Annotated in this window: 20 protein-coding genes; 14 read left to right on the top strand and 6 right to left on the bottom strand. The window is 63.3% G+C overall.

The window, feature by feature from the left end:
- The first annotated feature begins 176 nt into the window (after positions 1–176).
- The 7 genes from NKJ64_RS13720 (at position 177) to NKJ64_RS13690 (ending at position 8,040) form a co-directional block, all read left to right on the top strand.
- A complete protein-coding gene (locus NKJ64_RS13720) occupies positions 177–1,751 on the top strand; it encodes a trimethylamine methyltransferase family protein (protein WP_023670403.1) in 1,575 nt (524 codons plus the stop codon).
- Positions 1,752–1,840: 89 nt separating this feature from the next.
- Positions 1,841–2,527 carry a hypothetical protein gene (locus tag NKJ64_RS13715; protein WP_023691016.1) on the top strand — a complete coding sequence of 229 codons (687 nt, stop codon included), beginning with the start codon at positions 1,841–1,843 and terminating at the stop codon, positions 2,525–2,527.
- Positions 2,528–2,631: 104 nt separating this feature from the next.
- Positions 2,632–3,369 (top strand): dienelactone hydrolase family protein, encoded by a 738-nt coding sequence (locus NKJ64_RS13710; protein WP_023753432.1) that lies wholly within the window; start codon positions 2,632–2,634, stop codon positions 3,367–3,369.
- A 95-nt stretch (positions 3,370–3,464) separates the two neighbouring features.
- Complete coding sequence (locus tag NKJ64_RS13705; protein ID WP_023753431.1) at positions 3,465–4,643, top strand: BaiN/RdsA family NAD(P)/FAD-dependent oxidoreductase; 1,179 nt, start codon at positions 3,465–3,467, stop codon at positions 4,641–4,643.
- A 215-nt stretch (positions 4,644–4,858) separates the two neighbouring features.
- Complete coding sequence (locus NKJ64_RS13700) at positions 4,859–5,419, top strand: RNA polymerase sigma factor (protein WP_023688122.1); 561 nt, start codon at positions 4,859–4,861, stop codon at positions 5,417–5,419.
- A gap of 2 nt (positions 5,420–5,421) precedes the next feature.
- Positions 5,422–7,533 (top strand): vWA domain-containing protein, encoded by a 2,112-nt coding sequence (locus tag NKJ64_RS13695; protein WP_023753430.1) that lies wholly within the window; start codon positions 5,422–5,424, stop codon positions 7,531–7,533.
- A 240-nt stretch (positions 7,534–7,773) separates the two neighbouring features.
- Positions 7,774–8,040 carry a hypothetical protein gene (locus NKJ64_RS13690; RefSeq protein ID WP_023753429.1) on the top strand — a complete coding sequence of 89 codons (267 nt, stop codon included), beginning with the start codon at positions 7,774–7,776 and terminating at the stop codon, positions 8,038–8,040.
- Between the two features lie 8 nt (positions 8,041–8,048).
- Here the strand turns inward: NKJ64_RS13690 and bmt are convergent, their stop codons facing one another.
- Positions 8,049–9,071: a betaine--homocysteine S-methyltransferase gene (gene bmt / locus NKJ64_RS13685; protein ID WP_023725605.1), complete on the bottom strand. Its 1,023-nt coding sequence runs from the start codon at positions 9,069–9,071 to the stop codon at positions 8,049–8,051.
- A gap of 114 nt (positions 9,072–9,185) precedes the next feature.
- On the bottom strand, positions 9,186–10,043 hold the full coding sequence (locus tag NKJ64_RS13680; protein ID WP_023681768.1) for a helix-turn-helix domain-containing protein: 858 nt from the start codon (positions 10,041–10,043) through the stop codon (positions 9,186–9,188).
- A 224-nt stretch (positions 10,044–10,267) separates the two neighbouring features.
- On the opposite strand from NKJ64_RS13680, the gene NKJ64_RS13675 reads away from it, so the two are divergent.
- Together NKJ64_RS13675 and NKJ64_RS13670 are read left to right on the top strand one after the other, a co-directional pair.
- Positions 10,268–11,278 carry a fatty acid desaturase gene (locus tag NKJ64_RS13675; protein ID WP_031244520.1) on the top strand — a complete coding sequence of 337 codons (1,011 nt, stop codon included), beginning with the start codon at positions 10,268–10,270 and terminating at the stop codon, positions 11,276–11,278.
- A gap of 91 nt (positions 11,279–11,369) precedes the next feature.
- Positions 11,370–12,197: a phosphate/phosphite/phosphonate ABC transporter substrate-binding protein gene (locus tag NKJ64_RS13670; protein WP_023753428.1), complete on the top strand. Its 828-nt coding sequence runs from the start codon at positions 11,370–11,372 to the stop codon at positions 12,195–12,197.
- Here the strand turns inward: NKJ64_RS13670 and NKJ64_RS13665 are convergent.
- From NKJ64_RS13665 to NKJ64_RS13650, 4 genes are all read right to left on the bottom strand, one after another.
- A complete protein-coding gene (locus tag NKJ64_RS13665) occupies positions 12,162–13,469 on the bottom strand; it encodes a M24 family metallopeptidase (protein ID WP_023753427.1) in 1,308 nt (435 codons plus the stop codon). The two genes, NKJ64_RS13670 and NKJ64_RS13665, sit on opposite strands and share 36 nt — an antisense overlap.
- Before the next feature lie 55 nt (positions 13,470–13,524).
- Positions 13,525–15,054, bottom strand: coding sequence for an ArnT family glycosyltransferase (locus tag NKJ64_RS13660; RefSeq protein WP_023753426.1), 1,530 nt, complete (start codon positions 15,052–15,054; stop codon positions 13,525–13,527).
- Between the two features lie 83 nt (positions 15,055–15,137).
- Positions 15,138–17,708, bottom strand: coding sequence for a GcvT family protein (locus NKJ64_RS13655; RefSeq protein WP_352462774.1), 2,571 nt, complete (start codon positions 17,706–17,708; stop codon positions 15,138–15,140).
- Between the two features lie 73 nt (positions 17,709–17,781).
- The gene (locus NKJ64_RS13650; RefSeq protein WP_023753424.1) at positions 17,782–19,359 is read right to left on the bottom strand and encodes a trimethylamine methyltransferase family protein; all 1,578 of its coding nucleotides are present in this window, start codon (positions 19,357–19,359) and stop codon (positions 17,782–17,784) included.
- A gap of 271 nt (positions 19,360–19,630) precedes the next feature.
- On the opposite strand from NKJ64_RS13650, the gene NKJ64_RS13645 reads away from it, so the two are divergent.
- From NKJ64_RS13645 to NKJ64_RS13625, 5 genes are all read left to right on the top strand, one after another.
- Complete coding sequence (locus NKJ64_RS13645) at positions 19,631–20,824, top strand: MFS transporter (protein ID WP_352462773.1); 1,194 nt, start codon at positions 19,631–19,633, stop codon at positions 20,822–20,824.
- Positions 20,825–20,931: 107 nt separating this feature from the next.
- Positions 20,932–22,092 (top strand): MFS transporter, encoded by a 1,161-nt coding sequence (locus NKJ64_RS13640; protein WP_502902867.1) that lies wholly within the window; start codon positions 20,932–20,934, stop codon positions 22,090–22,092.
- Between the two features lie 110 nt (positions 22,093–22,202).
- Positions 22,203–24,260, top strand: a complete 2,058-nt coding sequence (locus tag NKJ64_RS13635) for a prolyl oligopeptidase family serine peptidase (RefSeq protein WP_156933746.1) — start codon at positions 22,203–22,205, stop codon at positions 24,258–24,260.
- A gap of 32 nt (positions 24,261–24,292) precedes the next feature.
- Positions 24,293–24,415 (top strand): hypothetical protein, encoded by a 123-nt coding sequence (locus tag NKJ64_RS13630; protein ID WP_023670422.1) that lies wholly within the window; start codon positions 24,293–24,295, stop codon positions 24,413–24,415.
- Positions 24,416–24,467: 52 nt separating this feature from the next.
- Positions 24,468–25,847 (top strand): aspartate aminotransferase family protein, encoded by a 1,380-nt coding sequence (locus tag NKJ64_RS13625; protein WP_023670423.1) that lies wholly within the window; start codon positions 24,468–24,470, stop codon positions 25,845–25,847.
- Positions 25,848–26,218: the final 371 nt, after the last annotated feature.

The following is a 26,218-nucleotide window of genomic DNA, read 5'->3' as shown; positions in this document are numbered from 1 at the left end:
CATAGCTGATTTGCGACTTCCCGCAAAAGGAAAGCGACCGCAAATCTATTGGAATTCTTGTCGATTTTGCGACAGGCGTTGGCGCTGGCGGGCCGTTTCGAATAGGGTGCATGACTACGATCCGGGCGAGAAGCCGCCATACGCGGCCGCAAACGGTTTTTAGGGAAAAAACGATCATGAGTGAAAACGCGTCAGTCGACCAGGAAGCGTCCAATGCGCGACGTGGACGTGCTGCCAGCGGCGGCGCGGCTGCAAGGCGGGCGGCGCGCTCGGGCGGCGGACCGGGCACCCAGCTCACCTATATCAAGCGCAAGATCAACATCTATGAGGTCCTCAACGAGGAAGGCCTGGCGATTATCGAAAACAACACCGATACGGTGCTGGAAGAGATCGGCATCATCTTTCGCGACGACGCCGAGGCGCTGCAGCTTTGGAAAGAGGCGGGCGCCGACGTCAAGGGCGAGCGCGTGCATTTTCCCAAGGGCCTCTGCCGCTCGCTGCTGAAGACCGCGCCGCCCATCTACACCCAGCATGCGCGCAACGCCGAACGTTCGGTGCAGATCGGCGGCAACGCCACCGTCTTCGCGCCGGTCTATGGTCCGCCCTTCGTGCGCGATCTCGACGGTGTCAGGCGCTACGCGACGATCGAGGATTTCCGGAATTTCGTGAAGCTCGCCTATATGGCGCCGTCGATTCACCATTCGGGCGGCACGGTTTGCGAGCCGGTCGACGTGCCGGTCAACAAACGCCATCTCGACATGATCTACAGCCACATCAAATATTCGGACAAACCGTTCATGGGTTCGGTGACGGCGCCAGAGCGGGCCGAAGACACCGTCGCCATGGCCAAGATCGTGTTCGGCGACGATTTCGTCGAAAACAACACCGTGCTGACCAGCCTGATCAACGCCAATTCGCCGATGGTGTTCGACGAAACCATGCTGGGCGCGCTGAAGGTTTATTCGCGTCACAACCAGGCTTGCATCGTCACGCCGTTCATCCTTGCCGGCGCGATGAGCCCGGTCACGGTGGCCGGCACGCTGACGCAGGTTCTGGCAGAGGTGCTGGCCGGCGCCTCTTTCACGCAGTTGATCCGTCCCGGCGCGCCGGTGCTGTTCGGCACCTTCGCCTCGTCGATCTCCATGCAGTCTGGTGCGCCGACCTTCGGCACACCGGAGCCGTCGCTGGTTTCCTACGGCGCCGCACAGCTTGCCCGCCGGCTCGGTCTGCCGTTCCGCACCGGCGGCTCGCTCTGCGCCTCCAAGGTTCCGGATGCGCAGGCCGCCTACGAGAGCGCCAACACGCTCAACTCGACCATTCTTGCCGGCACCAATTTCGTCCTGCATTCGGCCGGCTGGCTCGAAGGCGGACTGGCGTCCTGCTACGAAAAATTCATGATGGACATCGATCAGCTCGGCATGACGCAAAAGTTTTCCGAAGGCGTCGACCTCTCGGAAAACGGCCAGGCGATGGACGCCATCCGCCAGGTCGGCCCGGGCAGCCACTATCTCGGCTGCGACCACACCCAGGCCAATTTCCAGACCGCCTTCTACCGCTCCAGCATCGCCGACAACAATTCCTACGAGCAGTGGCTGGCCGAGGGCGAGAAGACAGCGCCGCAGCGCGCCAACGAACTCGCCCGCCGCTGGCTGGAGACCTATGAGGCGCCGTATCTCGATCCGGGCATCGACGACGGGCTGAAGGACTACATCGCGACGAAGAAGGCGTCGATGGCTGACGCCTTCACCTGAAAGGAGCCCGAGTCAGGCGGGGCTAAAGTCGCCAACATCATCCACAAGGAAGTCTGGCGGAGCGCTTTCTCCGACCCGGACAAGAAGGGATGATTGCGCGGCGCCGGGCTGACGAGATAGCGGCCGCGCTTTCCGCCGACGGCCTCATCCTGCGCGGCGGCTTCAATTTCGCAACAAGCGAAACGCCGCCGCATGGCCCTTCAGTTGCCCCCGCCAAATCCGTGCTGTTGGTGGGGCAGGCGGGAGCGGCACCCTGGCCGCATTTCCTGCGCTGGCGCGACCGGCAACCGCAAACCATTGCTAATCCGCTCGACACATGGTCGCGCGCAGTGATCGGTGCGGTGGCGGAGAAATTCGGCGCGCGCGCCGTTTCGCCTTCGGACAGACCTTATCTGCCGTTCCAGCAATGGGCGATGCGAGCGGAGGGGCTGAGACCGTCGCCGCTGGGCATCCTGATGCATCCGCAGTACGGGCTCTGGCATGCCTATCGCGGCGCGTTGCTGTTCGAGGATGAGATCGCGCTTCCTGAACGTCGCGAAGCGATTCACCTTTGCGACGCCTGTGTTGCAAAACCTTGCCTGAAATCCTGTCCGGTTGACGCCTATTCCGCGGATGGTTTCGCTCATCAGGCTTGCCTGGCGCATGTGCGGGGATCGAAGGGCGAACCATGCCGCGGCGGCGGCTGCCTCGACCGCAACGCCTGTCCGTATGGCACGGCCCATCGCTATCCGCCTGAGGTTCAGGCCTTTCACATGACGGCGTTTGCCGGCCTGTAGCCGGGTCGAAAGCCCGCACAAAGTGTTGAACGGGATTGTCAGGGAACGGCTTGCCCTGACGGTGCCTGCTTATATGTATCGCACGACATTTAACGGAGCGGGCCATGGCGAAGCAGGACATTGAGATCAAGACCGGGGACGGCGTGGCGAAAGCCGGGCTGTTCCGCTCGGCGACCGCTTCCTCGTCCAGGGCCGGCATCATTCTCTATATGGACGCTTTCGGTCCGCGACCGGCGCTCGACGCAATGGCGGAACGGCTGGCAGGCGAGGGCTATGCCGTGCTGGTGCCGGATCTTTTCTATCGCAAAGCACCCTACGGGCCGTTCGAGCCCAAGACCGCTTTCGTCGTCGAGGAGACCAAGGTCGCGCTGACGGCGTTGGTCCACGGCACGACACAGGACATGACCATCCGCGACAGCAGGGCGTTCCTCGACACGCTTACCGCTGAAGGTGTCACCGGACCGGTCGGTGTCGTCGGTTACTGCATGGGCGGGGCGCGGGCTTTGAATGCGGCTGCAACCTATCCCGATCGCATCGTGGCGGCGGCGAGCTTCCATGGCGGCAATCTGGCCAGCGATGCCGCCGACAGCCCGCACCGCAAGGCCGCAATGATCAAGGCGCGCGTCTATGTCGGGACATCGGGCGTCGACCGCAGCTTTCCGCCGGAGCAGTCGGCGCGGCTGGTCGAGGCGCTGCGCGTGGCGGAGGTCGACCACGCCATCGAAAACTATGCCGGCATGGCGCATGGCTGGTGCGTGTCGGACCACTGCGTCTTCAACGCGGCCGGCGCCGAACGTCATTGGAAGCGACTGACGACGCTGTTCGCCGAGACGCTGATCTAACGAGGCGTTGCCTGAAGTCGCAACGAACGGGTAGAGACTGCACGATTGGCGCGGCCTGTTAAAACAGCGCCAGTCGAGCGGGAACGAACAGCCTGATGCAATCCTATGATGTCGTGGTGATCGGCGCCGGTGCGGCCGGAATGATGTGCGCCATCGAGGCGGGCAAGCGCGGCCGCTCGGTCCTGGTGCTCGATCACGCGGCAAAGCCCGGCGAGAAGATCCGCATCTCCGGCGGTGGCCGCTGCAATTTCACCAACATCCACACCAGCCCGAAGAATTTCATCTCCGGCAATCCGCATTTCTGCATTTCGGCGCTCAGCCGCTACACGCAAGGCGACTTCATCGCGCTCGTCGAACGCCATGGCATTGCCTATCACGAGAAGACGCTGGGACAGCTGTTTTGCGACGGCTCGGCGCGCCAGGTCATCGACATGCTGGTTTCCGACATGCAGGATTGGGGTGTGGAACTGGCGTTGTCGACCGAGGTGAGGAACGTCAGCAAGACCGCGGACGGGTTTGTGCTGACGCTCTCCGCTGGCAGCGTCGCTTGCAGCTCGTTAGTCGTGGCTTGCGGGGGCAAGTCGATCCCCAAAATGGGCGCGTCCGGTTTCGGCTACGAGCTTGCGGCGCAATTCGGCCTTCCGGTGGTGGAAACACGGCCGGCGCTGGTGCCGCTTACCTTCGACGCAAGAACGCTGGAGCGGCTGGCGCCTTTGGCCGGCAATGCCGTCGATGCCGAAGTCGCCTGCGGCAAGACGCGGTTTTCAGAAGCGATGCTGTTTACGCATCGCGGCTTGAGCGGGCCTTCCATCCTGCAAATATCGTCCTATTGGCGCGAGGGCGACGAGATCCGCATCGCCATGCTGCCGGGGAGGGATGTGGCGGAACTGCTTCGCGCCGCCCGGCGCGTCAACGGCAGGCAAGCGGTGCAGACGGTGCTTGCAAACCATTTGCCGAAGCGCCTTGCGCAAGCAGTCGCCGAGCGCAGTGGGATCGATGGCAATCTCGCTGATTTGACAGACCTGCAAATGAAAACCGTCGAAGCCGCCGTCAACGACTGGCGCATCAAGCCGGCCGGCTCCGAGGGTTACCGCACGGCGGAAGTGACGCTTGGCGGTGTCGATACCAACGGGCTCGATCAGAAGACGATGCAGGCGAAATCCGTGCCGGGGCTGTTTTTCATCGGCGAAGTCGTCGATGTCACGGGCTGGCTGGGCGGCTATAATTTTCAGTGGGCTTGGTCGTCCGGCTGGGCCTCGGGCCAGGTGTGCTGATATTCAGGTGAGGCCGGCCTGCAAACGACGGCTTTCAGTGCTTCCGGTGCTCGCGTACCAAAAGTACGCTCCACTCCGGTTCTCGAAATCCATCGTTTTCGGCTCGGCCTCACCTGAATCTCAGCGCACCTGTTGCGCGTGCATCCGTCGCCTCGGAAAAAAATCTTTCCATAACCCCAAGGATTGGCCATTAGCCTTCGTCCAACAGGCAAATGATGGCGATGATGCTGGATGAAAGCGAAGCCTCCGACGCCGAATTGATCGGGCGGGCGAAGGGCGGAGACAGGGGTGCCTTCGGCAAGTTGCTGGAGCGGCACTACGACTTCGTCTATCGCGCCGCCTATCGCTGGTGCGGAAAGAAGGCCGATGCCGAAGACATCGCCCAGGAGGTCTGTGTCCGTCTCGGCAAGGCGATCCGCGACTACCGCGGCGGCGGCGCGTTTACGACATGGCTCTATTCCGTGACGCTGAACGCGGCGCGCGACATGATGCGCAAGACGACGCGCGAAAACGTCAAGACCGAGGCTTTCGGCGCCTACAGCATGATATCGGGAGAGGCATCCGCCGAGCCCGAAGATCCGACTGAGGCGCTCTGGGCAGCGGTGCGGCAACTGCCGGACAAGCAGCGCGATGCAGTACTTCTGGTCTATGGCGAAGGGTTGAGCCATGCGGCCGCCGCCGAGGCGATGGCAATCTCGGAGACGACGGTTTCCTGGCACATCCATGAAGCGAAGAAACGGCTGAAGACGTTGATTCGTTCAGCCGGGGAAGTGTGACCATGGTCGACGACAACGAACTCAACAGGCTGCGCGATGCAGCAGTACCTGCGCCGGGCGAGAGCGCGAAGACACGCGCCTTCGAAGCCGCCATGCGCGCCTATGATCAGGAAAATATTTCTGCCGTCACCCAAGGATCGGTCGGCGGGCTTCGTCTCACAGAGCGAGCACAAAAGCTCTGGAGCGAGATCATGCAAAAGAAACTCATCGCCACGCCAGCCATTGCCGGGCTCGTCGCCCTGCCGATCGCCGGATACGCCACCTTCCACATGCTGAGGGAACAGCCGTTGCCGTTCGGTAGCGACGAGAAGATCACCGAGACGCTGGCCGACAAGCCGGCAACCAATGGGCCGGCGATCAACGCGCCGGTAAAAGAAAAGCAGGCGCCTGAAGGCGACAAGAAGGCCGACGCCGATGTGCGAAGCCGCGACACCACTACGCCGCTTACGCCACCCGCGTCGCCGAAGCCCGAATCGACCGTTGCTGTCGCCCCGGCGCAGCAGGATGCGCTGGGACGCGGCGTGTTGGCCGAGCCTGCGCCAGTTGAGAGCCGCGAGTTGTCGCTTGACGGCACCGCTGCCCCGGCCGGCGGCGCGCGGGTCGACCGCATGGCCGGCGCGACCGAATCCAAGTACCTGGCGCAGCCTTCGACGATGCCGGCCGACCAGATAGCGCCGCAGGAGCCAAACCGCGACCGCGTCGAGGATTTCAAGACCAATCCTGTGCATGCAGCGCTTCAGGATCCGGTCTCGACCTTCTCGATCGACGTCGACACCGCTTCCTATTCCTTCGTCCGCGGCTCGCTGAAGCAGGGCTACCTGCCGCAGGCCGACACGGTGCGCGTCGAGGAGATGGTCAATTACTTCCCCTATGACTGGAAGGGGCCGGACTCGGCTTCGACGCCGTTCAATTCGACCGTCAGCGTCATGCCGACGCCGTGGAACGGGCACACCAAGCTGATGCACGTCGCCATCAAGGGCTTCGACATCAAGCCGGTCGAGCAGCCGAAGGCCAATCTGGTGTTCCTGATCGACGTCTCGGGTTCGATGGATGAGCCGGACAAGCTGCCGCTGCTCAAGTCGGCTTTCCGGCTGCTGGTCAGCAAGCTCAAGGCGGACGACACCATCTCGATCGTCACCTATGCCGGTGACGCCGGCACCGTGCTGATGCCGACCAAGGTCACCGAGAAGGACAAGATCCTCAACGCTATCGACAATCTGCAGCCGGGCGGCTCGACGGCCGGCGAGGCGGGTATCAAGGAAGCCTACAAGCTTGCCCAGCAGTCCTTCGTCAAGGACGGCATCAACCGTGTGATGCTGGCCACGGACGGCGACTTCAATGTCGGCCAGACCGATGACGACGATCTGAAGCGACTGATCGAGCAGGAGCGCAAGACCGGCGTCTTCCTGTCGGTGTTCGGCTTTGGACGCGGCAATCTGAACGACCAGATGATGCAGACCATCGCCCAGAACGGCAACGGCACCGCCGCCTATATCGACACGCTGGCCGAGGCCGAGAAGGTTCTGGTCGAGGATGCTTCCTCGACGCTGTTCACCATCGCCAAGGACGTCAAGGTCCAGGTCGAGTTCAATCCGGACAAGGTCTCGGAGTACCGGCTGATCGGCTATGAAACCCGCGCCTTGAACCGCGAGGACTTCAACAATGACGGCGTCGATGCCGGCGATATCGGCTCCGGTCATTCGGTGACCGCCATCTACGAGATCACGCCGAAGGGCAGTGGCGGCGAGCAGATGGATCCGCTGCGCTACGGCCAGGCCGCGGTCGACAATGGCGGCGTCGCCAACGCCGACGAATATGCCTTCGTGAAAATCCGCTACAAGCTGCCGAACGAAGACGTCTCGAAGCTGATCACCACGCCGGTGACGTCGGCCAACGAGGTCGCGTCCTTCGACCAGGCCAGCACCGACCAGCGTTTCTCCGTCGCTGTCGCCGCCTTCGGCCAGAAGCTGCGCGACGAGGATGCGACCGCGAAGTTCGGCTACGACAAGATCATGGAGATTGCCACCGCCGCCCGAGGAGCCGACCCGTTTGGGTACAGGTCCGAGTTCCTTTCGCTTGTGCGCCTTGCCTCGGCGCTCGGCGGTAACCGGTAGTGGCAATACAGCCGGTTCCTTTCAGACGGGGGTCGTTCTGATACGGGGAACCGGCTACGGGCGGGTGAGGCAGGCCGGCGGGGGAAACCCTGCCGGCCTTTTTTCGGATCGATTGATCCGAAGCGCACAGATGATCCGCCTGATCGTTAAATTGCGCAGCTTTTCCGGAACGTCATCGCAATGCCCTGCTATTATTGCATGGGGTCGGGACTGGGCTTGGGGAGCCGGGAATTGCAGATCATGAACATTGGAAACACGACGCCGGCGGTGAGACACACGCAGGCGTCGGGAACGCTGTCGCCAGAATCCAGGCGCATCATGGATGACGTCGACGCAGCCCGGAATACCGCAAAGTCGGCGCTGACCAATGACCGCTTTCGCGTCATGCTGGAGCAGATCGGCAATCCGCAGTCGTCGGGTGACCTGGTGACGATGAATGAAAGCGCCGACAGCACCGCCCTGGATTTCAAGACGGCGCTATCGCGTTACGCTGAAAACAGCGAATAAGTTCGATATCAGGCCCGGGTGCGGCGGCGTTCGCGGCGGGCTTCGCTGGTCTCGGCGGTGTTTTCCGTCGCCACCTTGTTGCGCATCGGACCGATGCGCTCGACGATCGCCGCGACGGTCGGGCGTTCGGATTTGGTGTGCGCGTCGAGCGCCTTGCGCATGGCGGCAAGGTGCTGGAACGACGTGCCGCAGCAGCCACCGATGATCTTCGCGCCGCCATCCACCGCCAGCCGGACATAGTCGGCCATCAGCTCCGGCGTGCCGGAATAATGGATCTCGGTGCCACGAAATTCGGGAATGCCGCAATTGCCCTTGACGATCACCGTCGCTTCCGGCTTCGCCTCGGTCATGTCGAGCAGCGAGGCCAGGATGTCGGAGGCGCCGACACCGCAATTGGCGCCGACACCGAGCGGTGTCTCTGAAAGTCCGTCGACGACGCCGTGGATATCCCTGGGCAGCAGGCCCATCATGGTGCGGCCGGCAGTGTCGAACGAACCGGTATAGGTGTAGGGCAGGCCGACGCGGATGGCGGCCTCCGCCGCGGCGCGGATTTCGTCCGGCGCAGACATGGTCTCGATCCAGGCGACTTCGGCGCCGCCTTCCTTGAGACCCTCGATCTGCTCGGCAAAAGCCTCGACTGCTTCGTCATAGGTCATGGCGCCGAGCGGCACCAGCAACTCGCCGGTCGGACCGACCGAGCCGGCGACGATGACTTTCCTGTCGGCCTTGTCGGCGACCGCGCGGGCAATCTCTGCGGCGCGCTTGTTCAACGCATGCACGCGGTCCTGCGCATGATGCAGCTTCAGCCGGTGGCGGGTGCCGCCGAACGAGTTGGTGAGGATGATATCGGCGCCGGCGTCGACGAAATTCTGGTGCAGGCTGGTGATGGTGTCGGGCGCTGTCTCGTTCAGCAACTCGGGCGCTTCGCCGGCCTCCAGACCCATGGCGAACAGATTGGTGCCGGTGGCGCCATCGGCGAGCAGCACGCCCTTTTCGGCCAGCAGAGCATCGATGGGATTGTTCGCGGTCATCGGATCGACTTTCAGATATTTGAATGGAATAAGGATATAAAGAAGTCTTTATGTCCAGTCAATGTGTTTGCGACCGGCAATGCCGCGCGGCGCACCTTTCCGGGGCGTTGGGGATCAGGCAGAACCCGATGGAAATGACGCGCCGGCCAGATTGCGCGCGTAGGCGGCGGCCTCATGCGGGTTGATGTCGGCGGCCCGGATCAGATTGTCGAAATGCTGGGTCAGCGCTTGGACCGGCTGGGTGGCGTTCAGCACGACATACATGTCGCCGACATAGATGGCGGCGCGGTAGGGACCGAAGATTGTCAGCGGGATCGAATAGCGCATGCGGCCGTCATAGAGGAACAGGCGGAAGGTGGGGTAGAGATCGTCAAGCAGCGTCGCCATATGGGCAAGCTGCTGCCGGCGGTCAGCCTCGGGAAAGCGGTCCCAGACGCCCAGGCCGCGGGCGAAAATCTCCAGCGTGTGGCGCGGCATGCAGACCTCCATATCGGTCTCAGGGCGCCGGTTGTACTCGATGCGGTACTGCGTCTCGCTGGCCTGCGCCAGACGGCTGCGGTTGGTGATGTTGGCTTCGTAGTCGACCAGCTGGCGTGTGCGCAGGAGATCGGGAATGCCGGCCGGCACATAGCGGATCTTGGTGCCTGCGGCTTCCGCGAACCATTTGGCGAGCAGCGTGCGGTCGAAGCCGTCGGGCGCCTCTTCGATCTCCAGGCTTTCGCGGATTTCGCCGGTGACGCCTTCGTCTTGGGAGAGGCCGAGCAGCCAGTCCAGCGAGATCTTGAATTCGGCGGCGATGTTGAGCAGCGTTTCGGCGCGTGGCAGGCGCGTCGAGGCGCCGGACATCAGTTGCGACAGCGCCGACCGGTCGATGCCGACTGCTGACGCGAAAGCTGACTGGTTGAGATCGGACCGTGTCAGGAGCAGCTTCAGGCGCTCCCGGAAGATTGCCGAAAGGTCCCGTTTGTCCACTGTTCGTTCTCCGCACTCTCTTAGGAAAAATTTGCGCCCGAGCCGTCGAATCAGCACTTCCAGCGTAAATGAATCCGTAGGGTTGTTTACAATGTATAACATCTGCGGTCGAAAATGCGCAATCGCAACATTTTGTACACTTTGTCTCGTTGAGCGGAATCGCTTCTCCTGACACTATGCTGTCAGGAACCAATTCCGGCGACTGAGGGACAGTGGTCGATAGCATGACAGGCAAGCGCATCAAGCGACGCGACGCAGCCGCCATCGAGTGGCCGACCGTGGTGCTCGCTTTCTTCTGTTACGGAATGTGGCTCGCTGCCGGGCTCCTGCTCTGGCCCTCTTATCCGATCCCGGCACTTCTTCTCCTCGGCTTCATCCTGGCCTTGCAGTCGTCGATCATGCACGAAGTGCTGCATGGCCATCCGACGCGCAGCGCGCTCATCAACGAAGCCTTCGTCTTCCTGCCGATCGGCCTGGTCTGGCCGTTCCGTCGCTTCAAGACGCTCCATTTGCGCCACCACGCCGACGAGCGCCTGACCGATCCGCTCGACGATCCCGAGAGCTATTACCAGGCGTTGTGGATGCATGACGATCTGCCGCCGACGATGAAATTCCTGCTCAAGATCAACAACACCATGGCCGGCCGTTTCTTTCTCGGCCCCTGGCTGTCCTGCATCGGTTTCTTCGTCGACGACGCCAGGCATGTGATTGCCGGCGATAAGGTGATCGGCAAGGCATGGCTGCTGCATGCGATCGGCCTCGGCATCGTGGTGCCGATCGTGCAGTTCGGCTTCGGCATTCCGGTATGGCTCTACATTCTGGTGCCGGTCTGGCTCGGCCAGTCGCTGATCGCGGTCCGGACTTTCGCCGAACATCAGTGGTCCGAGCACCCTGAAGGACGCACGGTGATCATCGAGCGCTCGCCGCTGTCGTTCCTGTTCCTCAACAACAATCTGCACTTCGTTCACCACAAGACCCCGACCGTTGCCTGGTACAGGCTGCCAAAAGTGTTTGCCGACCGCCGCGACGAGTGGCTGCGGATGAACAATGGCTACGCCTATCCGAACTATTTCGCACTGATCAAAGCCTACGCCTTCAAGGCCAAGGAGCCGATCGTGCACCCGGTGCTGCGCCGCCAGCCCGAGCCGGGCAGGGCGTTCAAGCCGCGCATCAGGGCGCGCAGCATCAGCGGGCTTGGCAGCGCGCCGGTTCCGGCCGAGCCGCCGAAGGAATAATCCCCGGACTTCCCGAACCCGTGTCGGCCAATTCTGATTGGACGCCGCGTTTTTGCGATCCTTTCCCGAGCCATGATGATTGAGTGTCGGCATGAGTGATTTGGTTGCGGCATTGCCGATGTATGACTGGCCCGAAGTGCGCGACGAGGTCGACGCGCAATGGGCAGCGTTGCGCGATGCTTTTCGGCACAAGGGCGTCGATGGGCCGCAGACAATCGTGCGCCGCAATGGCGACCTGCCGCCGGTGCCGGGCGGTATCCACGACGCCGAGGGCAGACTGATCGCGCCCGATCCGGCGATACTGCCGCCGGACGAACTCGACCATCACCAGCTTTGGCTGCATCCGGCGCTGCTGTTCGCGCAGACCTGCTGGGGGCCGATGGAACTCGGCCTGAGCAAGCATGTGCAGGTGGTCGGCCAGCCGAGCTACGACGCTTACGAGGGCGGCGAAGGCGAACTCTATTCGAGCGCGCTGGTGATGCGGACGGGCGAGGGACCGGAGGTTCGCTCGCCCGCGGATGGCAAAGCCTCGCTGCCGCTCGATCTGATGCGCGGCAAGAGTTTTACCTACAACAGCCTCGATTCGATGTCGGGCATCATTGCACTGGCGCGCGATCTGCAGGCCGCCGGCGAAAGCCTGGATATCTTTTCCTCGCGCAGCGAAAGCGGTGGCCATCGCGGCTCGATCGTCGCGGTCGCCGAGGGCAAGGCGGATATAGCTGCCATCGACTGTGAGAGCTGGGCGCTGGCGCAGCGTTTCGAACCTGCGGCAAACGCCGTGAAGGTCGTCGGCTGGACGGCAAGGCGCAAAGGCCTGCCCTACATCACCGCCAGGACGACGCCGGAAAAGACGCTCAAGGCTCTGCGCGAGGCGCTTGCCGGATCAGCCGAGCAACCTCGCATCCAGCTTGTAGGTTGAAAGCTGCTCGTTACCGGTCGCGGTGATCAGGATCTGTTCCTCGATCTTGACGCCCTCATGGCCGCCGAGACGGCCGATATAGCTTTCCACGCACAGCACCATTCCCGGCTCCAGCGCGCCGTCGGGCGTGTCCGGCGTCCAGTCGCTTGCATGCGGCAGGGTCGGGTACTCGTCGGCCAGGCCGACGCCGTGATAGAGCACGCCGTAGCGTGTCGGGAAGCAATCTCCCGGCGGCACCACGGAGCGTTCGACCAGGTCGCGAAAGGATATGCCGGGCTGCATCAATTGCGTGTTCTGGGCGATCTGGTCGGCGGCGATGCGGAACAGGTCGCGCTGCTCGTTCGACGGCCTGGCGTCACCGCAAAGCCAGGTGCGGGAGAGATCGGCGCAGAAGCCGTAGGGACCGATCAGGTCGGTGTCGAAGGCGACGAGGTCGCCTTCCTCGATCACCCGCGACGAGCATTCCTGGAACCACGGATTGGTGCGCGGCCCCGAGGCAAGCAGCCGGGTTTCGATCCATTCGCCGCCGCGCGCAATGTTGCCGCGGTGGAGTTCGGCCCACAATTCGTTTTCGGAAATGCCCGGCGTCAGCGCCTTCTCCATTTCACCCATCGCCGCTTCGCAAGCGACGATTGCGCGGCGCATGGCGAGGATCTCGTCCGGCGATTTGATCAGCCGCGCATTTTCCATCACCGCTTCGCCATTGCCGATCGAAATGCCGAGCCGGGCGAGTTCCTCGACGCCTTCCGGGTTGATGTGGTCGACCGCAATGCGGCTGTTGCCGCCGCCATGCTCCTTGACCAGATCGGCGATGCCGGCCGCCCAGCGGCGGACTTTGTGCTCGGTCAGCTCGCCGCCATAGAGATACATCCACGACACTGCCGGCCGCACCTCGTCGACGACGCCGGAATGATCGGACAGATGCTCGCAGGAGAAATAGTCGAACAGCACCACGGGTCCCTCAGTGGCGACGAAGCAGTGGCGGGTCGGATTGTGCGCGACCCACAGCTGCATGTTGGTCGAATCGGTGGCGTAGCGGATGTTGACGGGGTCGTAGAGCAGCGCGCCGGCGTAGTTTCGGCGCCTCAGTTCGGCGCGGAGGCGCTCGAGCCGGTATTTGCGCATCGCGGCAAGATCGGGCGCGGCGATGCCTGCCGCTTGCCATTCGGCTTCAGCCAGCGCGCCATAGCCCAGCACATGCTGGTTCAGCGACGCCGCCTTCTGGCGCGATGTTTCGCGCAAGGCTTCGACGGAGCCGGGCTCGAACGGCATGATCTTGCGATGACGACCGAACCCTTGTTTCTCCACCCGACGCCTCCCTGCCGACTTACTGTGGCGCTGCGCCCGCGGCCGCTTTCTTCAGCCGCGTGACCGTCAGCGTGCGGGTGGGCGGCTCGCTGTCGAACAGCATCGGAACGACCAACTGCTGCGGCGAGCCGTCAGCGACATAGCCGGCCTCGCTCAAGGCCCGCAGGATGCCCTCGGGAGGTTCCTTGTCATTGGCCATCACGAGCACCGCCGGCTCGATCAGCAAATGGCCGAAGTCCGGCATCTCGTCGTCGAGCACGACCAGATCGGGATCGACAAGACGCAGATTTCCCACCCAGTGCCAGCTCGATATCGCCGTGCGAACCGGACCGTTTGCCGTCAGCTGGCCATAGAGCGACTGGTAGTCGACACGCACGATGCTGCCGCGGCTGTCGCCGCCATTGAGGTGCGTGTACCAGGTCACCGGCAGCACGAGGATGGCAAGCGTTGCGCCGACAAAGACGACGACGTCCTGCACCTTCCTTCCCTTGTCGCCTCTGGCATCCATCCGCAAGGCCAGCGCGACCGGCAGCAACACAAGAATGGGAAGCATCCAGCGATCGCGAAATTGCGTCGTCCCGCTCGCCAGGACGAGCACGATGGTCATCGCCAGGGCAAAAGCGATGGTGCGCCACACCAGTTTCTCGGTCCATGGCGCCGGTTGCAGAGCCGGCGCCGGCTTTTTCCATGCGATGAGCAAAGCCGCGACGAATATGCCGGCCGGCAACACGGCGAAATACAGGATAGCCTTGCCCAGTCCGCGCATTCCGTAGAATGCGGTTTGTATGGCGCTTTCTCCTCTGCCCATGCCGAAGCCGCCGCTGTGCGACAGCAGCTGGTCGGTGTAGGTCAGGTTCCAGTAGAGCGTCGGCAGGCAAAGCAGCACCGCCACGACAAGGCTGATCGAAAACCGGCGGTTGAGGATGACGCCGCGCGTTTCGCGCAGCGACAGGGTGGACAGGATCAGCGCGCCGAGAAAGATCGCGTTGTTGTATTTCGACAGGATGGCGGCGGCCATCGCCACGCCAAACAGCACATAGGTGGCCAGGGAACGCCGCTGCACCAGTTCGACGAGCGCAAGAAACAGCACCACTGAAAAACAGAAAGCGGCGATCGAGTGGGTGAGGGCGTGCTGCATCTCCCACACCATCTGCGGAAACAACAGCAGGCCGAACAATGCGGCGGCGCCAGCGCGGCTGGAATAGCCCAGGCGGCGGACAGCGATGAAAACCGACGCCAGCGCCGCTCCGATCAGTAGGTACTTCACGATCTTGAGCGCGAGGATGTTCGTTCCGACCACGGCGGCGACGAGGCGGGCGAGCCAGGTGTAGAGCGGCGGCTGCGAGCCGCCATAGCCAGCCCAGAGGTAGCGCATGTACATCAGCTGTTCGGAATCGTCGACGCCGACACCGGTTCCCACGACATGGGACAGCAGCGCCATCACCACGATCTGGACGACGCAATAGACCGCGACGCAGACCAGTGCGGCGTTGAAGGGACCGACCTTGCCTTCGCCGAGCCAGTCCGTCCATTTCTCTAGATACTGCAAGGGGATCGTCTTCTCATCGAGGGAAATGCCTGCGGCCAACTGCCGAAGGCCCCTTACACGATCTCACGCTCCCTGTCGCCTTTTCAGGTCCGCATCTTCTCGCCGCTGGGGTCGAAGGGCGCCTCGACATTGATACGCGCCGGACGCCGGTGGCCGAGGATCTCGATCTCGAACAGTCCGGCACTTTCGTCCTCGGCGAGTGCCGCCGGCACATAGCCCTGCGCCATCGATTTCTGCACATAGTGCGCGTAACCGCCCGAGGTGACCCAGCCGACCACGCGCCAGTCGCCGTCGACGATGCCGCGCACGGCGGAAGCGCCTTCGGCAGCCTTCGAGCCACGCACTTCCTTGCCCGCCATGTCGAAGCGCGGCGCGCCATAGCCATGCGGCTTTTCCACCGTGCCATAGTCCTTGCCGACCTTGGCCCAGATCGGCTCGTCGCCCATGACATCGGCGTCGGCCGCATCGATGATGAAGGAGACACGGCGCAGTTTCGGTCCTTCCGCCTGTTCCTTGGCGGCGGCCTCGCGGCCGATGAAGTCGTTCTTCTCCAGCTTGATGAAGCGGTCCATCCCGCCTTCGAACGGGCCGTAGATCGGCCGCAGCTCGCGGTACCAGGTCGGGAAGTTCTTCTCCAGGCGCATGGAGAGCAAAGCGCGCATGCCGAAATCGACGAGGCCGAACTCCTCGCCGGCGTCCTTGATGGCCTTGTAGACCAGACGCTCATAGGCCGGCGCCATCCAGATTTCATAGCCGAGATCACCGGTATAGGTGATGCGGTTGACCATGCAGGGCGCGCCCCCGACCGCCATTTCGCGGAAATCCATGAAGCGAAACGCCTTGGTCGAGATGTCGACATCGACCAGCTTCTGCAAGAGATCGCGCGATTTCGGCCCGGCGATCGACAGGCCGACGAGCGTCTGATCGAAGCGGTGGATGCGCACCGAACCATCCTTCGGCAGGTGCTTTTCGAACCAGCGCATGTGGTACTTCTGCGCGGCGGACGAACCCCAGATCATAAATCTGTCTTCGCCTGCCTTGGCGATGGTGAAGTCGCCGATCAGCTTGCCGAACTCGTTGATCATCGGCGTCAGCACGATGCGGCCGATCTTCGGCATGCGGTTGGTCATCAGCCGGTTGAGGAAATCCTCAGCCGCAGGTCCCGACACTTCGTATTTGGCGAAGTTGGCGATTTCGGTGACGCCGACGCGTTCGCGCGTGGCGCGCACTTCCTCGCCGATAGGACCGAAATCGTTTGAGCGGTGGAAGGAGACGACGTCCTTCGGCTCCTTGCCCTTCGGCGCGAACCACAGCGGGGTCTCCAGGCCCCAGCTATCGCCCATTACGGCGTTGTTGGCGAGCATCGTGTCATAGAGCGGGGTGGTTTGTGCAGGGCGCGCAGCCGGCAGCTCTTCATTGGGGAAGCGGATGGAGAAGCGGCGCGAATAGTTTTCGCGCACCTTTGCGTTGGTGTAGCGCAGGCCGGCCCACTCGCCGAAGCGGGCGACATCCATGCCCCAGACGTCGAAGCCGGGATCGCCATGCACCATCCAGTTGGACAGCGCGAGGCCGACGCCGCCGCCCTGGCTGAAGCCGGCCATGACGGCGCAGGCGCACCAGAAATTGGTCAGGCCCTGCACCGGCCCGACCAGCGGATTTCCGTCGAGCGCGAAGGTGAAGGGGCCGTTGATGATCTGCTTGATGCCGGCTTTCTCGATGCCGGGGAAATGCTTGAAGCCGATCTCCAGCGACGGCGCGATGCGGTCGAGGTCGGGCGGCAGCAGTTCATGGCCGAAATCCCACGGCGTATTGACCGGCGACCAGGGTTTGCAGGCATTTTCATAGGTGCCGAGCAGGATGCCGTTGCGCTCTTGGCGGGTGTAGATCTCGCCCTTGAAGTCGAGCACGCCGATCATCTCGCGGCCGGTCGATTTGTTGAATTCCTCGACCTCGGGCATCGGCTCGGTGAGCAGGTACATGTGCTCCATGGCCAGCACCGGCAGTTCGACGCCGACCATGCGGCCGATCTCGCGCGCCCACAGGCCGCCGCAGTTGACGACATGCTCGGCGTGGACGGTGCCCTGTTCGGTGACGACGTTCCAGGTGCCGTCAACTTCCTGCGTCAAGTCGACGACGCGGTTGCGCAGCACGATCTCGGCGCCCAGCTTCTTGGCCGCCTTGGAGTAGGCGATCGTCGTGCCGGAGGGATCGAGATGGCCTTCGACCGGATCCCACATGGCGCCGACGAAATTGGTCTCGTCCATCAGCGGGAACATCGCCTTGGCTTCGGAGGGCGTGATCAGCTCGGTGTCCATGCCGAGATAGCGGCCCTTGGCGTGGGCCAGGCGCAGAAAATCCATGCGCTCGGGCGTATCGGCCATCATCACGCCGCCGGTCAGATGCAGCGAGCAGGACTGGCCGGAGATTTCCTCGATCTCCTTGTAGAGCTGCACCGTATAGGCCTGCAGTTTGGCGACGTTGGGATCGCCGTTCAGCGTGTGGAAGCCGCCGGCTGCGTGCCAGGACGAGCCGGAGGTGAGCTCGGACCGCTCGATCAGCATGATGTCGGTCCAGCCGGCCTTGGCCAGGTGATAGAGCACCGAGCAGCCAACGACGCCGCCGCCAATGACAACCGCTTTTACATGAGATTTCATGAGAGATAGGTCCGTTTTTGCGTAAATTGAATCAGGTGTGTCGGTTGGCGGGATGCCGCCAGTTGCTTGCCGATCAAAAATCGGTCGGCGCGCCGCCTTCGGCCGTGCGCTTTTCGACGAAGTCGTTGAGCTCTTCACGGATCGCCGGGTCCATATAGGGTTCCTCGTAGGATGCCAGCCGCTCCTTCCAGACCTTGTTGGCCTTTTCCAGCGCGGTCGGCGATCCGGCTTCGGCCCAGGTCTCGAAATTGCGCCAGTCGGAGAGGATGGGCGAGTAGAAGGCTGTCTTGTAGCGGTCCTGCGTGTGCTGGGTGCCGAAGAAATGGCCGCCGGGGCCGACCGACTGGATGGCGTCGAAGCCGAGCGCTTCGTCGGACAGGTCGAGCGGGGTGAGGAACTCGGCCACCATCTGCAACAGGTCGATGTCCAGCATGGTCTTCTCGTAGGAACAGCGCAGGCCGCCTTCGAGCCAGCCGGCCCCGTGCATCATCAGATTGCCGCCGCCCTGGATGGCGCCCCACAGCGAGAACACACTTTCATAGGCTGCCTGCGCGTCGACGGTGTTGGCGGCGCAGGTATTGGAGGTGCGGTAGGGGATCTTGTAACGGCGGGCAAGCTGGCCGCCGACAAGCTGCGCCTTCATATATTCAGGCGTGCCGAAGGCCGGCGAGCCCGACTTCATGTCGACATTCGAGGTGAAGCCGCCATAGCCAACCGGCGCGCCCTTTCTCACCATCTGGGCAAAGGCGATGCCGGACAGCGCCTCGGCATTTTGCTGCACCAGCGCACCGGCGATGGTCACCGGCGCCATCGCGCCGGACAGGGTGAAGGGCGTGATGACGACGACCTGACCCTTGCTCGACATCTGGATGATGCCTTCCATCATCGGCACATCCAGTTTCAGCGGCGAATTGGTGTTGATGATGGTGAAGACGGACGGCTCTTCGAGCATCTGCTCATGGCTGATGCCGCGGGCGATCCTGGCGATCTCGATGCCGTCGACATTGCGCTCCTTGCCGAGCGAATAGATGTGGAACACCTTGTCGGTCAGCGTGGCGAGGTCGCGGATGCATTCAAGGTGGCGCACGGAAGGATGGATGTCGGTCGGCTCGACCGGATAACCGCCGGTGCAGTTCAGGATGTTGTGCATCTGCGCCAGACGCAGGAAGTTGCGGTAGTCCTGCTGGTTGCCCGGACGGCGGCCGCGATCGAGGTCGGAGCAGTTCGGTGCCGACGCCATCATCGACAGGATCACATTGTTGCCGCCGAAGCGCACATTGTGCGCCGGGTTGCGGGCATGGAGCGTGAATTCCGACGGGCAGTTGGAGATGAGATCGAGGATCATGTCGCTGTCAAAGCGCACGCGCTCGCTGCCCTCGCGGACATCGGCGCCGTTTTCCTTCATCATGCGGCGCGCTTCGTCATGCAGCACGTCGACGCCTATTTCCCTCAAGACGCGCAGCGAGGCGAGGTGGATCGATTCCAGCTCGTCGTCAGAGACCAGCTTGGTCGGCGTCAGCGGATTTCTCAGTTGCCGAAAAGCCGGCTGTTCGAAGGCGGCCGAGCCGCCGGCGCGCTTGCCCGCACGGCCACCGCGACGGGCACGGTCGGTTGCCAAAGGCGGTTCGGCTGGATGCAGGGCGGCGGTCATGATGGTCCTCGTACGATGCTGGTAGCGGGCGGCATAATGGACCGGCGGCTGTCCGACCATTGCGGAGGCGGCGACCACTAGGACGAGGGAAGCGACATGCCCGAACGGCAGTCCGATAGCTGACAACCTTGCCGGGGATTGGCGGACAGGACGCGCCCACTGCGGCTCTTGGCGCAAGGGGATTTCAGGCGCGGCCCTTCCTTTCCCTAAATCGAACCGCTAGCTCAGTGGTTTGCCGCTGGATGGGCCGGCAATTCATGTGGAAGGCATCATGGCTGCGACCGGTTCGAGCGATGGCGAAGCGGGGACGCAATGGGCGGCGCTTGCCGGCGTAACTGCCGCCCTCGCGATGTTCGGTGCGGCGCAAGGGCTGAGCTCGCCGCTGTTTACGCTGCTGATGCAGAAGCAAGGCATGTCGCCGGCGCTGATCGGCTTGTCGGCAGCGATGATGCCGCTTGGCCTGATCCTTTCGGCCTCGTTCGTGCCGGCAGCCATTCGGCTGGTCGGCGCGCGCAACCTGGCTGTGGGTTGCTCATTGATTGGGGCGCTGTGCTTCCTCGGCATCGGCTACCTGCAGGACTGGGTGGGCTGGTTCGTCATCCGCTTCATCATCGGTATCGTCATCAACCCGCTCTATATACTGGGCGAAGTATGGGCGCTGTCGCTGGCGCCGCCGTCGCGCCGCGGCAGGGTGATGGGGGCATTCAACACCGTGCTGGGCGCTGGCTATGCTGCGGGGCCTTTGGTCCTGACCGCGGCAGGGATATCGGGCTGGGTTCCTTTCCTGGTCGGCATGGCCGGCTTCATCCTGTGCGCCGCGATCCTTCGTGCTGTTTCGTCAAGCCTCGCCGGCTTCGAGGATGACGGCCAATTGCCCGGCGGCTTTTTCGGTTTCGCCAGGCTGGCGCCGGCGCTGTTGTTTGCCGTGCTGGTTTCGGCGGCGGTCCAGCAGGGCACCTACGCTTTGATGCCGGTCTTCGGTGCCGCCTATGGCCTGCCCGAAAGGACGCTGGCGGCCCTGGTGATGGCACTGTCGCTGGGAAACATCTTCCTGCAGATCCCGCTCGGCCTGCTGGCCGAGCGTTTCGGCGGGCGGGCGATGATCATCTTCTGTGCGTTGGCGACAACGACCTGCGCGGTTTTGCTGCCGTTGCTGATCACGACGCCGGCGATCTGGCTCGTCCTTCTCGTCATGGGCGCTGTTGGCTACGGCGTCTACACCATGGCGCTGGTGGAGCTCGGCAGCCGCTTCAGGGGAACCGTGCTGGTCGCCGGCAACGCCGCCTTCGCATTGATGTGGGGCGCCGGCGGCATTGTCGGCCCGCCTGGCGCCGGTGCCTTGATGCAGACCATCGGTCCGCTCGGTCTGCCGGTGGTGATCGCCGGACTCGACGCGCTGCTGGTGAGCTTCGCGCTTTACCGATCGTTCAAGCGCCAAACTCCTGACAGGCCCAAAAACTCCTGACAGGCCCAAACTCATGACAGGCCTTCTCTGGAGCAAACGGTTTTTCCCGGGGCGGGGCTTACCCGCGTCGGACAGAAAAGCTAGTCCTGAATCTGGTTTAGGTCCCAATGATGAACCTGGCGGAAGCTGACAACGAGAAGATGCAGTGGGCGGCGATCAGCGGCGTGATCGCGACCGTCTCGGTGTTCGCCATCGCGCAAGGCCTGTCCTATCCGCTGCTGAGCTTCATCCTGCAACGCCAGGGCGTTTCGCCGGCCATCATCGGGCTCTCGGCGGCAATGACGCCGATCGGCTTCATTGTCTCGTCGCCGCTGATCCCGGCACTGGCGCGCCGGTTCGGGGCAGGGCGCACCGCGCTTACCTGCGCGGCGTTTTCGGCTATTGTGCTTGCGCTGATCGGCTGGACGCAGAATGTCTATCTGTGGTTTCCGCTGCGCTTCTTGATCGGGGTGGTGACCAATCCGCTCTATGTCTTGAGCGAAATCTGGGTCATTGCACTGGCGCCGCCATCGCGCCGCGGTCGCGTCATGGGTGTCTATTCAACCATCATCTCGGCCGGCTTCGCTGCCGGGCCGCTCTGCCTGCTCGCTGTCGGCACCGTGGGATGGCCGCCATTCCTGGTGGGGATCGCCGCCTTCATCTTTTGCGGCGCCTGCCTCGCGCTGGTGCTGCCGCGAATGCCGAAGGTCGACGAAGCTGGGCGCCGGGTTTCGGTCATGGGCTTCGTGCCACTGGCATGGCTACTGCTGTCGGCGGTGGTCGTTGCCGCCGGTTTCGAACAGGGCGTGCTGGCGCTGCTGCCGGTCTACGGCACGCACTATGGCATCGCGGAAGCGCGCATGTCGGCGCTGCTGTCGGTGATGATCGCAGGCAACATCGCCATGCAGGTGCCGCTCGGCTTGCTGGCGGAACGGCTGACGGCGCGGCTGGTGCGATTCGTCTGCGTCGTGGTGACTGTGCTGGGCTGCGTGCTGCTGCCGCTGCTGATCGAGACGCCGTTGATCTGGCCTTGCGTCTTTATCTGGGGCGCGGTCTCCTATGGCATCTACACCATGTCGATCATCGAGCTCGGCGAGCGCTTTACCGGCTCGGCGCTGGTCGCCGGCAATGCCGCCTTCTCCCTGATGTGGGGCATCGGCGGCATCGTGGTGCCGCCGCTGGCGGGTGGCGTCATGGATGTGATCGGCGCCTCCGGCCTGCCGATCACGCTGGGCACAATTTGTCTGGCACTGGCTGTGGCCACGGTCCTGCGCCGGCGGATGGTTTGAGGCCGCATTCCCCCGATGACCTGACGTCACCATCTTGAATAAAACCGCTTGCAACGCGATGTAGGCAGGGCTGCCCGCCACTAGCCTGGAGACCATGCGTGACCCAATCGATGACAAAACGCCAGACGGATGCCACCGCGGAGGACAAGTTCCTCTGGCTGGAGGACCGGACCAGCAAGGAATCGCTCGACTGGGTGCATCGCCAGAACGAGATCACCGTGGCCGAACTACAGGGCGATCCGTCCTACCAGGCGGCCTTCGAGACGGCGCTCGACCTGATGACGGCCGAGGACAACATTGCGGCCGGTGCCGCGCTCAACGGCCAAGTCTATAATTTCTGGCAGGACAAGACCAATGTGCTCGGCCTCTGGCGCCGCACGACGGTTGCTTCCTACAAGACCGAGAAGCCTGCGTGGGAGACGATCATCGACTTCGACGTGCTGTCGGCCAAGGAGGGGGTGAAGTGGGTGTTCAGCGGCGCCAGCCGCCTTTACCCCGATTTCAACCTTTGCCTGGTGGCGATGTCGCCGGATGGCGGCGATGCCAGCGAGATGCGCGAATTCGACATCGAGACCAAATCATTCATCGAGGGCGGCTTCCGCGCTCCCGCCTCGAAATCCGGCTTTTCCTGGCTGGACAAGGACACGGTCATTGTCTCGGCTGCCTTCAATGAAGACGACAAGACCCAGTCCGGTTATCCGCGCGTCGTCAAGCTGTGGAAGCGCGGCACCCGGTTGGAGGAGGCGACGCCGATCTTCGAGGCCGAGAAGCAGGATCTCGCGGCCGGCGCGGGGGTCGAGCATGATGGCGACAGGCAGTATTTGTTTCTGGCCCGCACGATCGCCTTCTTCTCCTCGCACAGTTTTCTGCGCCTGCCGTCGGGCGAAAACCGGCGCATCCCGCTGCCGGACGATGTCACCGACACCGCGCTGTTCAAGGGCCGGTTCGTGTTCGGGGTGCGCAGCCCATGGACGGCGCCGGGCGGCACTGAGTGCTTGCCGGACGGCCTCTATTCCTTCGATTTCGAACACTGGATGGACACCGGCGACCTGGGCCCTGTTGAAACCATGCTCGCGCCAGCGCACCGTGTTTCGGTCGCCGGCATTGCCCGCACTCAGGACCGGCTGTTCATCAATCTGATGGACAATGTGCGCGGCAAGGTCGTTGTCGCCGAGCGCAGCGGCGACCGCTGGTCGCTGAAGCCGGTGGCGCTGCCCGAGAACGGCAATGTCGGCATCGCGCATGCTGAGCATTTCGGTTCCAGCGTCTCCTTCTCCTTCACCGATTTCCTGACGCCGAGTTCGATCATCTGGTCGGATGATAACGGGGCGACGCTGGCCACCGTGAAATCGCAGCCGGCTCGGTTCGACGCCGCGCCGCTGGTCTCCGAACAGTTCGAGGCGCGCTCGAAGGACGGCACAATGGTCCCGTATTTCGTCGTCAGGCGGCGCGACCAGAAGGGTCCGGTGCCGACGCTGCTCTACGGCTATGGCGGCTTCGAAATACCGCTGCTGCCCGGCTATGCCGGCGTGCGCGGCAGGCTGTGGCTGGAAAAGGGCAACGCCTATGTGCAGGCCTGCATCCGCGGTGGCGGCGAGTTCGGGCCGGCCTGGCATCAGGCCGCGCTGAAGGGCAATCGCCAGACTGCCTTCGACGATTTCGCCGCGGTGGCTGAGGACGTCGTCAGGCGCGGCATAGCCACGGCTGCTTCCCTCGGCATCCAGGGCGGCTCGAATGGCGGCCTGCTTACCGGCGTTTCCCTGACGCAGCATCCCGAACTGTTCGGCGCCGTCATCATCGAGGTGCCGCTGCTCGACATGCTGCGCTACACCGAACTGCCGCCAGGCGCCTCGTGGATCGGCGAATATGGCGATCCGGCAAAACCGGAAGAAGCCAAGTGGCTCGCCGCCTATTCGCCGTACCATCATGTCTCGGCCGATGCCGACTATCCCCCGGTGCTGCTCACGACATCGACCGCCGACGACCGCGTCCATCCCGGCCATGCCCGCAAGATGGCCGCGAAGCTGCAGGAAGCAGGTCACGGCAAGACGTTGTTCTTCGAGGAGACGGAAGGCGGCCATGGCGGGCGCGGCGACCGCCGGCCGCAAGCGGCGCAAACCGCCATGAAATACGTGTTCCTGCAAAGGGTATTGAGCGGCACCGCTTGAATTCCGGGCCTCGGGCGGCATAGACTGCCGCCATGGTCTACATGAGCACATCCGGCGCCTTCGGGGTCGCGGTGACACCGTCGCCGCGCACGCTGCGCGCCGAACTGCTCAGGCTGTGCGCCCGCATCGGCTATTCGCCGCCCGCCGTCCTCTGACGAAGTCGCCCCGGCAGCTTGCCGGTTTGATTCCAGAGGAAAGAGCAAACCCATGACTTACCAGAACTATTCGCTGAAGCAGCTTCAGCAGATTGACGCCGCGCATCATCTGCATCCCTTCACCGACCACAAGGAATTGCGCGAGACCGGCTCGCGCATCATCACCCACGCCAACGGCCCGTTCATCTACGATGCCGACGGCACCGAAATACTCGACGGCATGGCCGGGCTGTGGTGCGTCAATGTCGGCTATGGCCGCGACGAGCTGGCCGACGCCGCTTACGCGCAGATGAAGGAATTGCCCTACTACAATTCCTTCTTCAAATGCTCGACGCCGACGCCCGTGCTGCTGTCGAAGAAGCTGGCCGAGCTGGCGCCCAAGGGCATCAGCCAGGTTTTCTACGGCTCCTCCGGCTCGGAGGCCAACGACACGGCGCTGCGGCTCGTGCGCCACTATTGGGTGCTGGAAGGCAAGCCGGAGAAGAACCGCATCATCTCGCGCAAGTCGGCCTATCACGGCTCGACCGTCGCCGGGACGTCGCTGGGCGGCATGGATTTGATGCACAAGCAGCTCGGCGGGGCGGTTCCCAACATCGTCCATGTCATGATGCCCTATGCTTATGAGTTGGCGCTGCCCGGCGAAAGCGACCATGATTTCGGCCTGCGCGCGGCCAAGGCCGTCGAGGACGCCATCCTCGAAGCCGGTGCCGACAAGGTGGCGGCCTTCATCGGCGAGCCGGTGATGGGCGCGGGCGGGGTGAAAATACCGCCGATGAGCTATTGGCCGGAAGTGCAGCGCATCTGCCGCAAATACGATGTGCTTTTGATGCTGGACGAGGTCATCACCGGCTATGGCCGCACCGGCGAATGGTTTGCGGCGCAGACCTTCGGCGTCGAGGCTGACACCATCACCACGGCCAAGGCACTGACCTCGGGCTATCAGCCGCTGTCGGCGCTGCTGGTCGGCGACCGTATCGCGGCGACGCTGGTCGAAAAGGGCGGCGAATTCTACCACGGCTATACCTATTCGGGTCACCCGGTGGCCTGCGCGGTGGCGCTGAAGAATCTCGAGATCATGGAGCGCGAAGGCTTGGTCGACAGGGTCAGGAACGACACCGGACCTTACTTCGCCCAGGCGCTGCAAGAGCGCATTGCCGGCCACGAACTGGTCGGCGAGGTGCGATCGATCGGGCTGATGGGCGCGATCGAGATCGTCAAGGACAAGGCGACCAAGGAGCGCTTCCTGCCGGCGGGCAGTGCCGCCGTCACCGTCCGCGACCACGCCATCGCGCAAGGCCTTATGCTGCGCGCCACCGGCGACACGATGATCCTGTCGCCGCCGCTGATCTGGACCCGCGCGACGATCGACATGGCTTGCGATCGCATCGCCAAAGCGCTGGATCTGGCGCAAGCGGATTTGCGAAAGAAGTAGATGGAACGAGCGCCGGGCGCCTTGCAAACAGGGCGCCCGGACTGTGCGCCTGCTTATCGTCAGGGTCGACGGGGTCAGCGCACCGATCGTGCTGGTCAATAAAGGCCATGAGACAATTCCGAACGCTGCAATCGGAATAATAATTCAGACCGAGCAGTATAGTACTGCAAAACGCAAAAACCGCGCTCCATAGGAACGCGGCTTTGCCAGATACGCATGGCATTTCGCCAACAATACACTTGCGAAACTTACGGGCTCCGGTACGCGAGACCTGATCCGGAGCGCCGGGCGGATGCGATATGTCCGCCTCGCCATCCGTTATATAGGCACATCGTTACCGCCGGGTTATCGAGAGCTTAAGCAAATCTAAA

This window comes from Mesorhizobium sp. M0062 (assembly GCF_040323125.1).
In the GTDB taxonomy this organism is placed as follows: Bacteria; Pseudomonadota; Alphaproteobacteria; order Rhizobiales; family Rhizobiaceae; genus Mesorhizobium.
This window is presented reverse-complemented; position numbering and strand designations above follow the sequence as displayed.

What these genes read in the sequence shown, in the direction of transcription:
- NKJ64_RS13720 (WP_023670403.1), top strand. Translation starts at nt 177, where the DNA reads ATGAGTGAAAACGCGTCAGTCGACCAGGAAGCGTCCAATGCGCGACGT.
- NKJ64_RS13715 (WP_023691016.1), top strand. Translation starts at nt 1,841, where the DNA reads ATGATTGCGCGGCGCCGGGCTGACGAGATAGCGGCCGCGCTTTCCGCC.
- NKJ64_RS13710 (WP_023753432.1), top strand. Translation starts at nt 2,632, where the DNA reads ATGGCGAAGCAGGACATTGAGATCAAGACCGGGGACGGCGTGGCGAAA.
- NKJ64_RS13705 (WP_023753431.1), top strand. Translation starts at nt 3,465, where the DNA reads ATGCAATCCTATGATGTCGTGGTGATCGGCGCCGGTGCGGCCGGAATG.
- NKJ64_RS13700 (WP_023688122.1), top strand. Translation starts at nt 4,859, where the DNA reads ATGGCGATGATGCTGGATGAAAGCGAAGCCTCCGACGCCGAATTGATC.
- NKJ64_RS13695 (WP_023753430.1), top strand. Translation starts at nt 5,422, where the DNA reads ATGGTCGACGACAACGAACTCAACAGGCTGCGCGATGCAGCAGTACCT.
- NKJ64_RS13690 (WP_023753429.1), top strand. Translation starts at nt 7,774, where the DNA reads ATGAACATTGGAAACACGACGCCGGCGGTGAGACACACGCAGGCGTCG.
- bmt (WP_023725605.1), bottom strand. Translation starts at nt 9,071, where the DNA reads ATGACCGCGAACAATCCCATCGATGCTCTGCTGGCCGAAAAGGGCGTG.
- NKJ64_RS13675 (WP_031244520.1), top strand. Translation starts at nt 10,268, where the DNA reads ATGACAGGCAAGCGCATCAAGCGACGCGACGCAGCCGCCATCGAGTGG.
- NKJ64_RS13670 (WP_023753428.1), top strand. Translation starts at nt 11,370, where the DNA reads ATGAGTGATTTGGTTGCGGCATTGCCGATGTATGACTGGCCCGAAGTG.
- NKJ64_RS13665 (WP_023753427.1), bottom strand. Translation starts at nt 13,469, where the DNA reads ATGCCGTTCGAGCCCGGCTCCGTCGAAGCCTTGCGCGAAACATCGCGC.
- NKJ64_RS13655 (WP_352462774.1), bottom strand. Translation starts at nt 17,708, where the DNA reads ATGAAATCTCATGTAAAAGCGGTTGTCATTGGCGGCGGCGTCGTTGGC.
- NKJ64_RS13650 (WP_023753424.1), bottom strand. Translation starts at nt 19,359, where the DNA reads ATGACCGCCGCCCTGCATCCAGCCGAACCGCCTTTGGCAACCGACCGT.
- NKJ64_RS13645 (WP_352462773.1), top strand. Translation starts at nt 19,631, where the DNA reads ATGGCTGCGACCGGTTCGAGCGATGGCGAAGCGGGGACGCAATGGGCG.
- NKJ64_RS13640 (WP_502902867.1), top strand. Translation starts at nt 20,932, where the DNA reads ATGATGAACCTGGCGGAAGCTGACAACGAGAAGATGCAGTGGGCGGCG.
- NKJ64_RS13635 (WP_156933746.1), top strand. Translation starts at nt 22,203, where the DNA reads ATGACAAAACGCCAGACGGATGCCACCGCGGAGGACAAGTTCCTCTGG.
- NKJ64_RS13630 (WP_023670422.1), top strand. Translation starts at nt 24,293, where the DNA reads ATGGTCTACATGAGCACATCCGGCGCCTTCGGGGTCGCGGTGACACCG.
- NKJ64_RS13625 (WP_023670423.1), top strand. Translation starts at nt 24,468, where the DNA reads ATGACTTACCAGAACTATTCGCTGAAGCAGCTTCAGCAGATTGACGCC.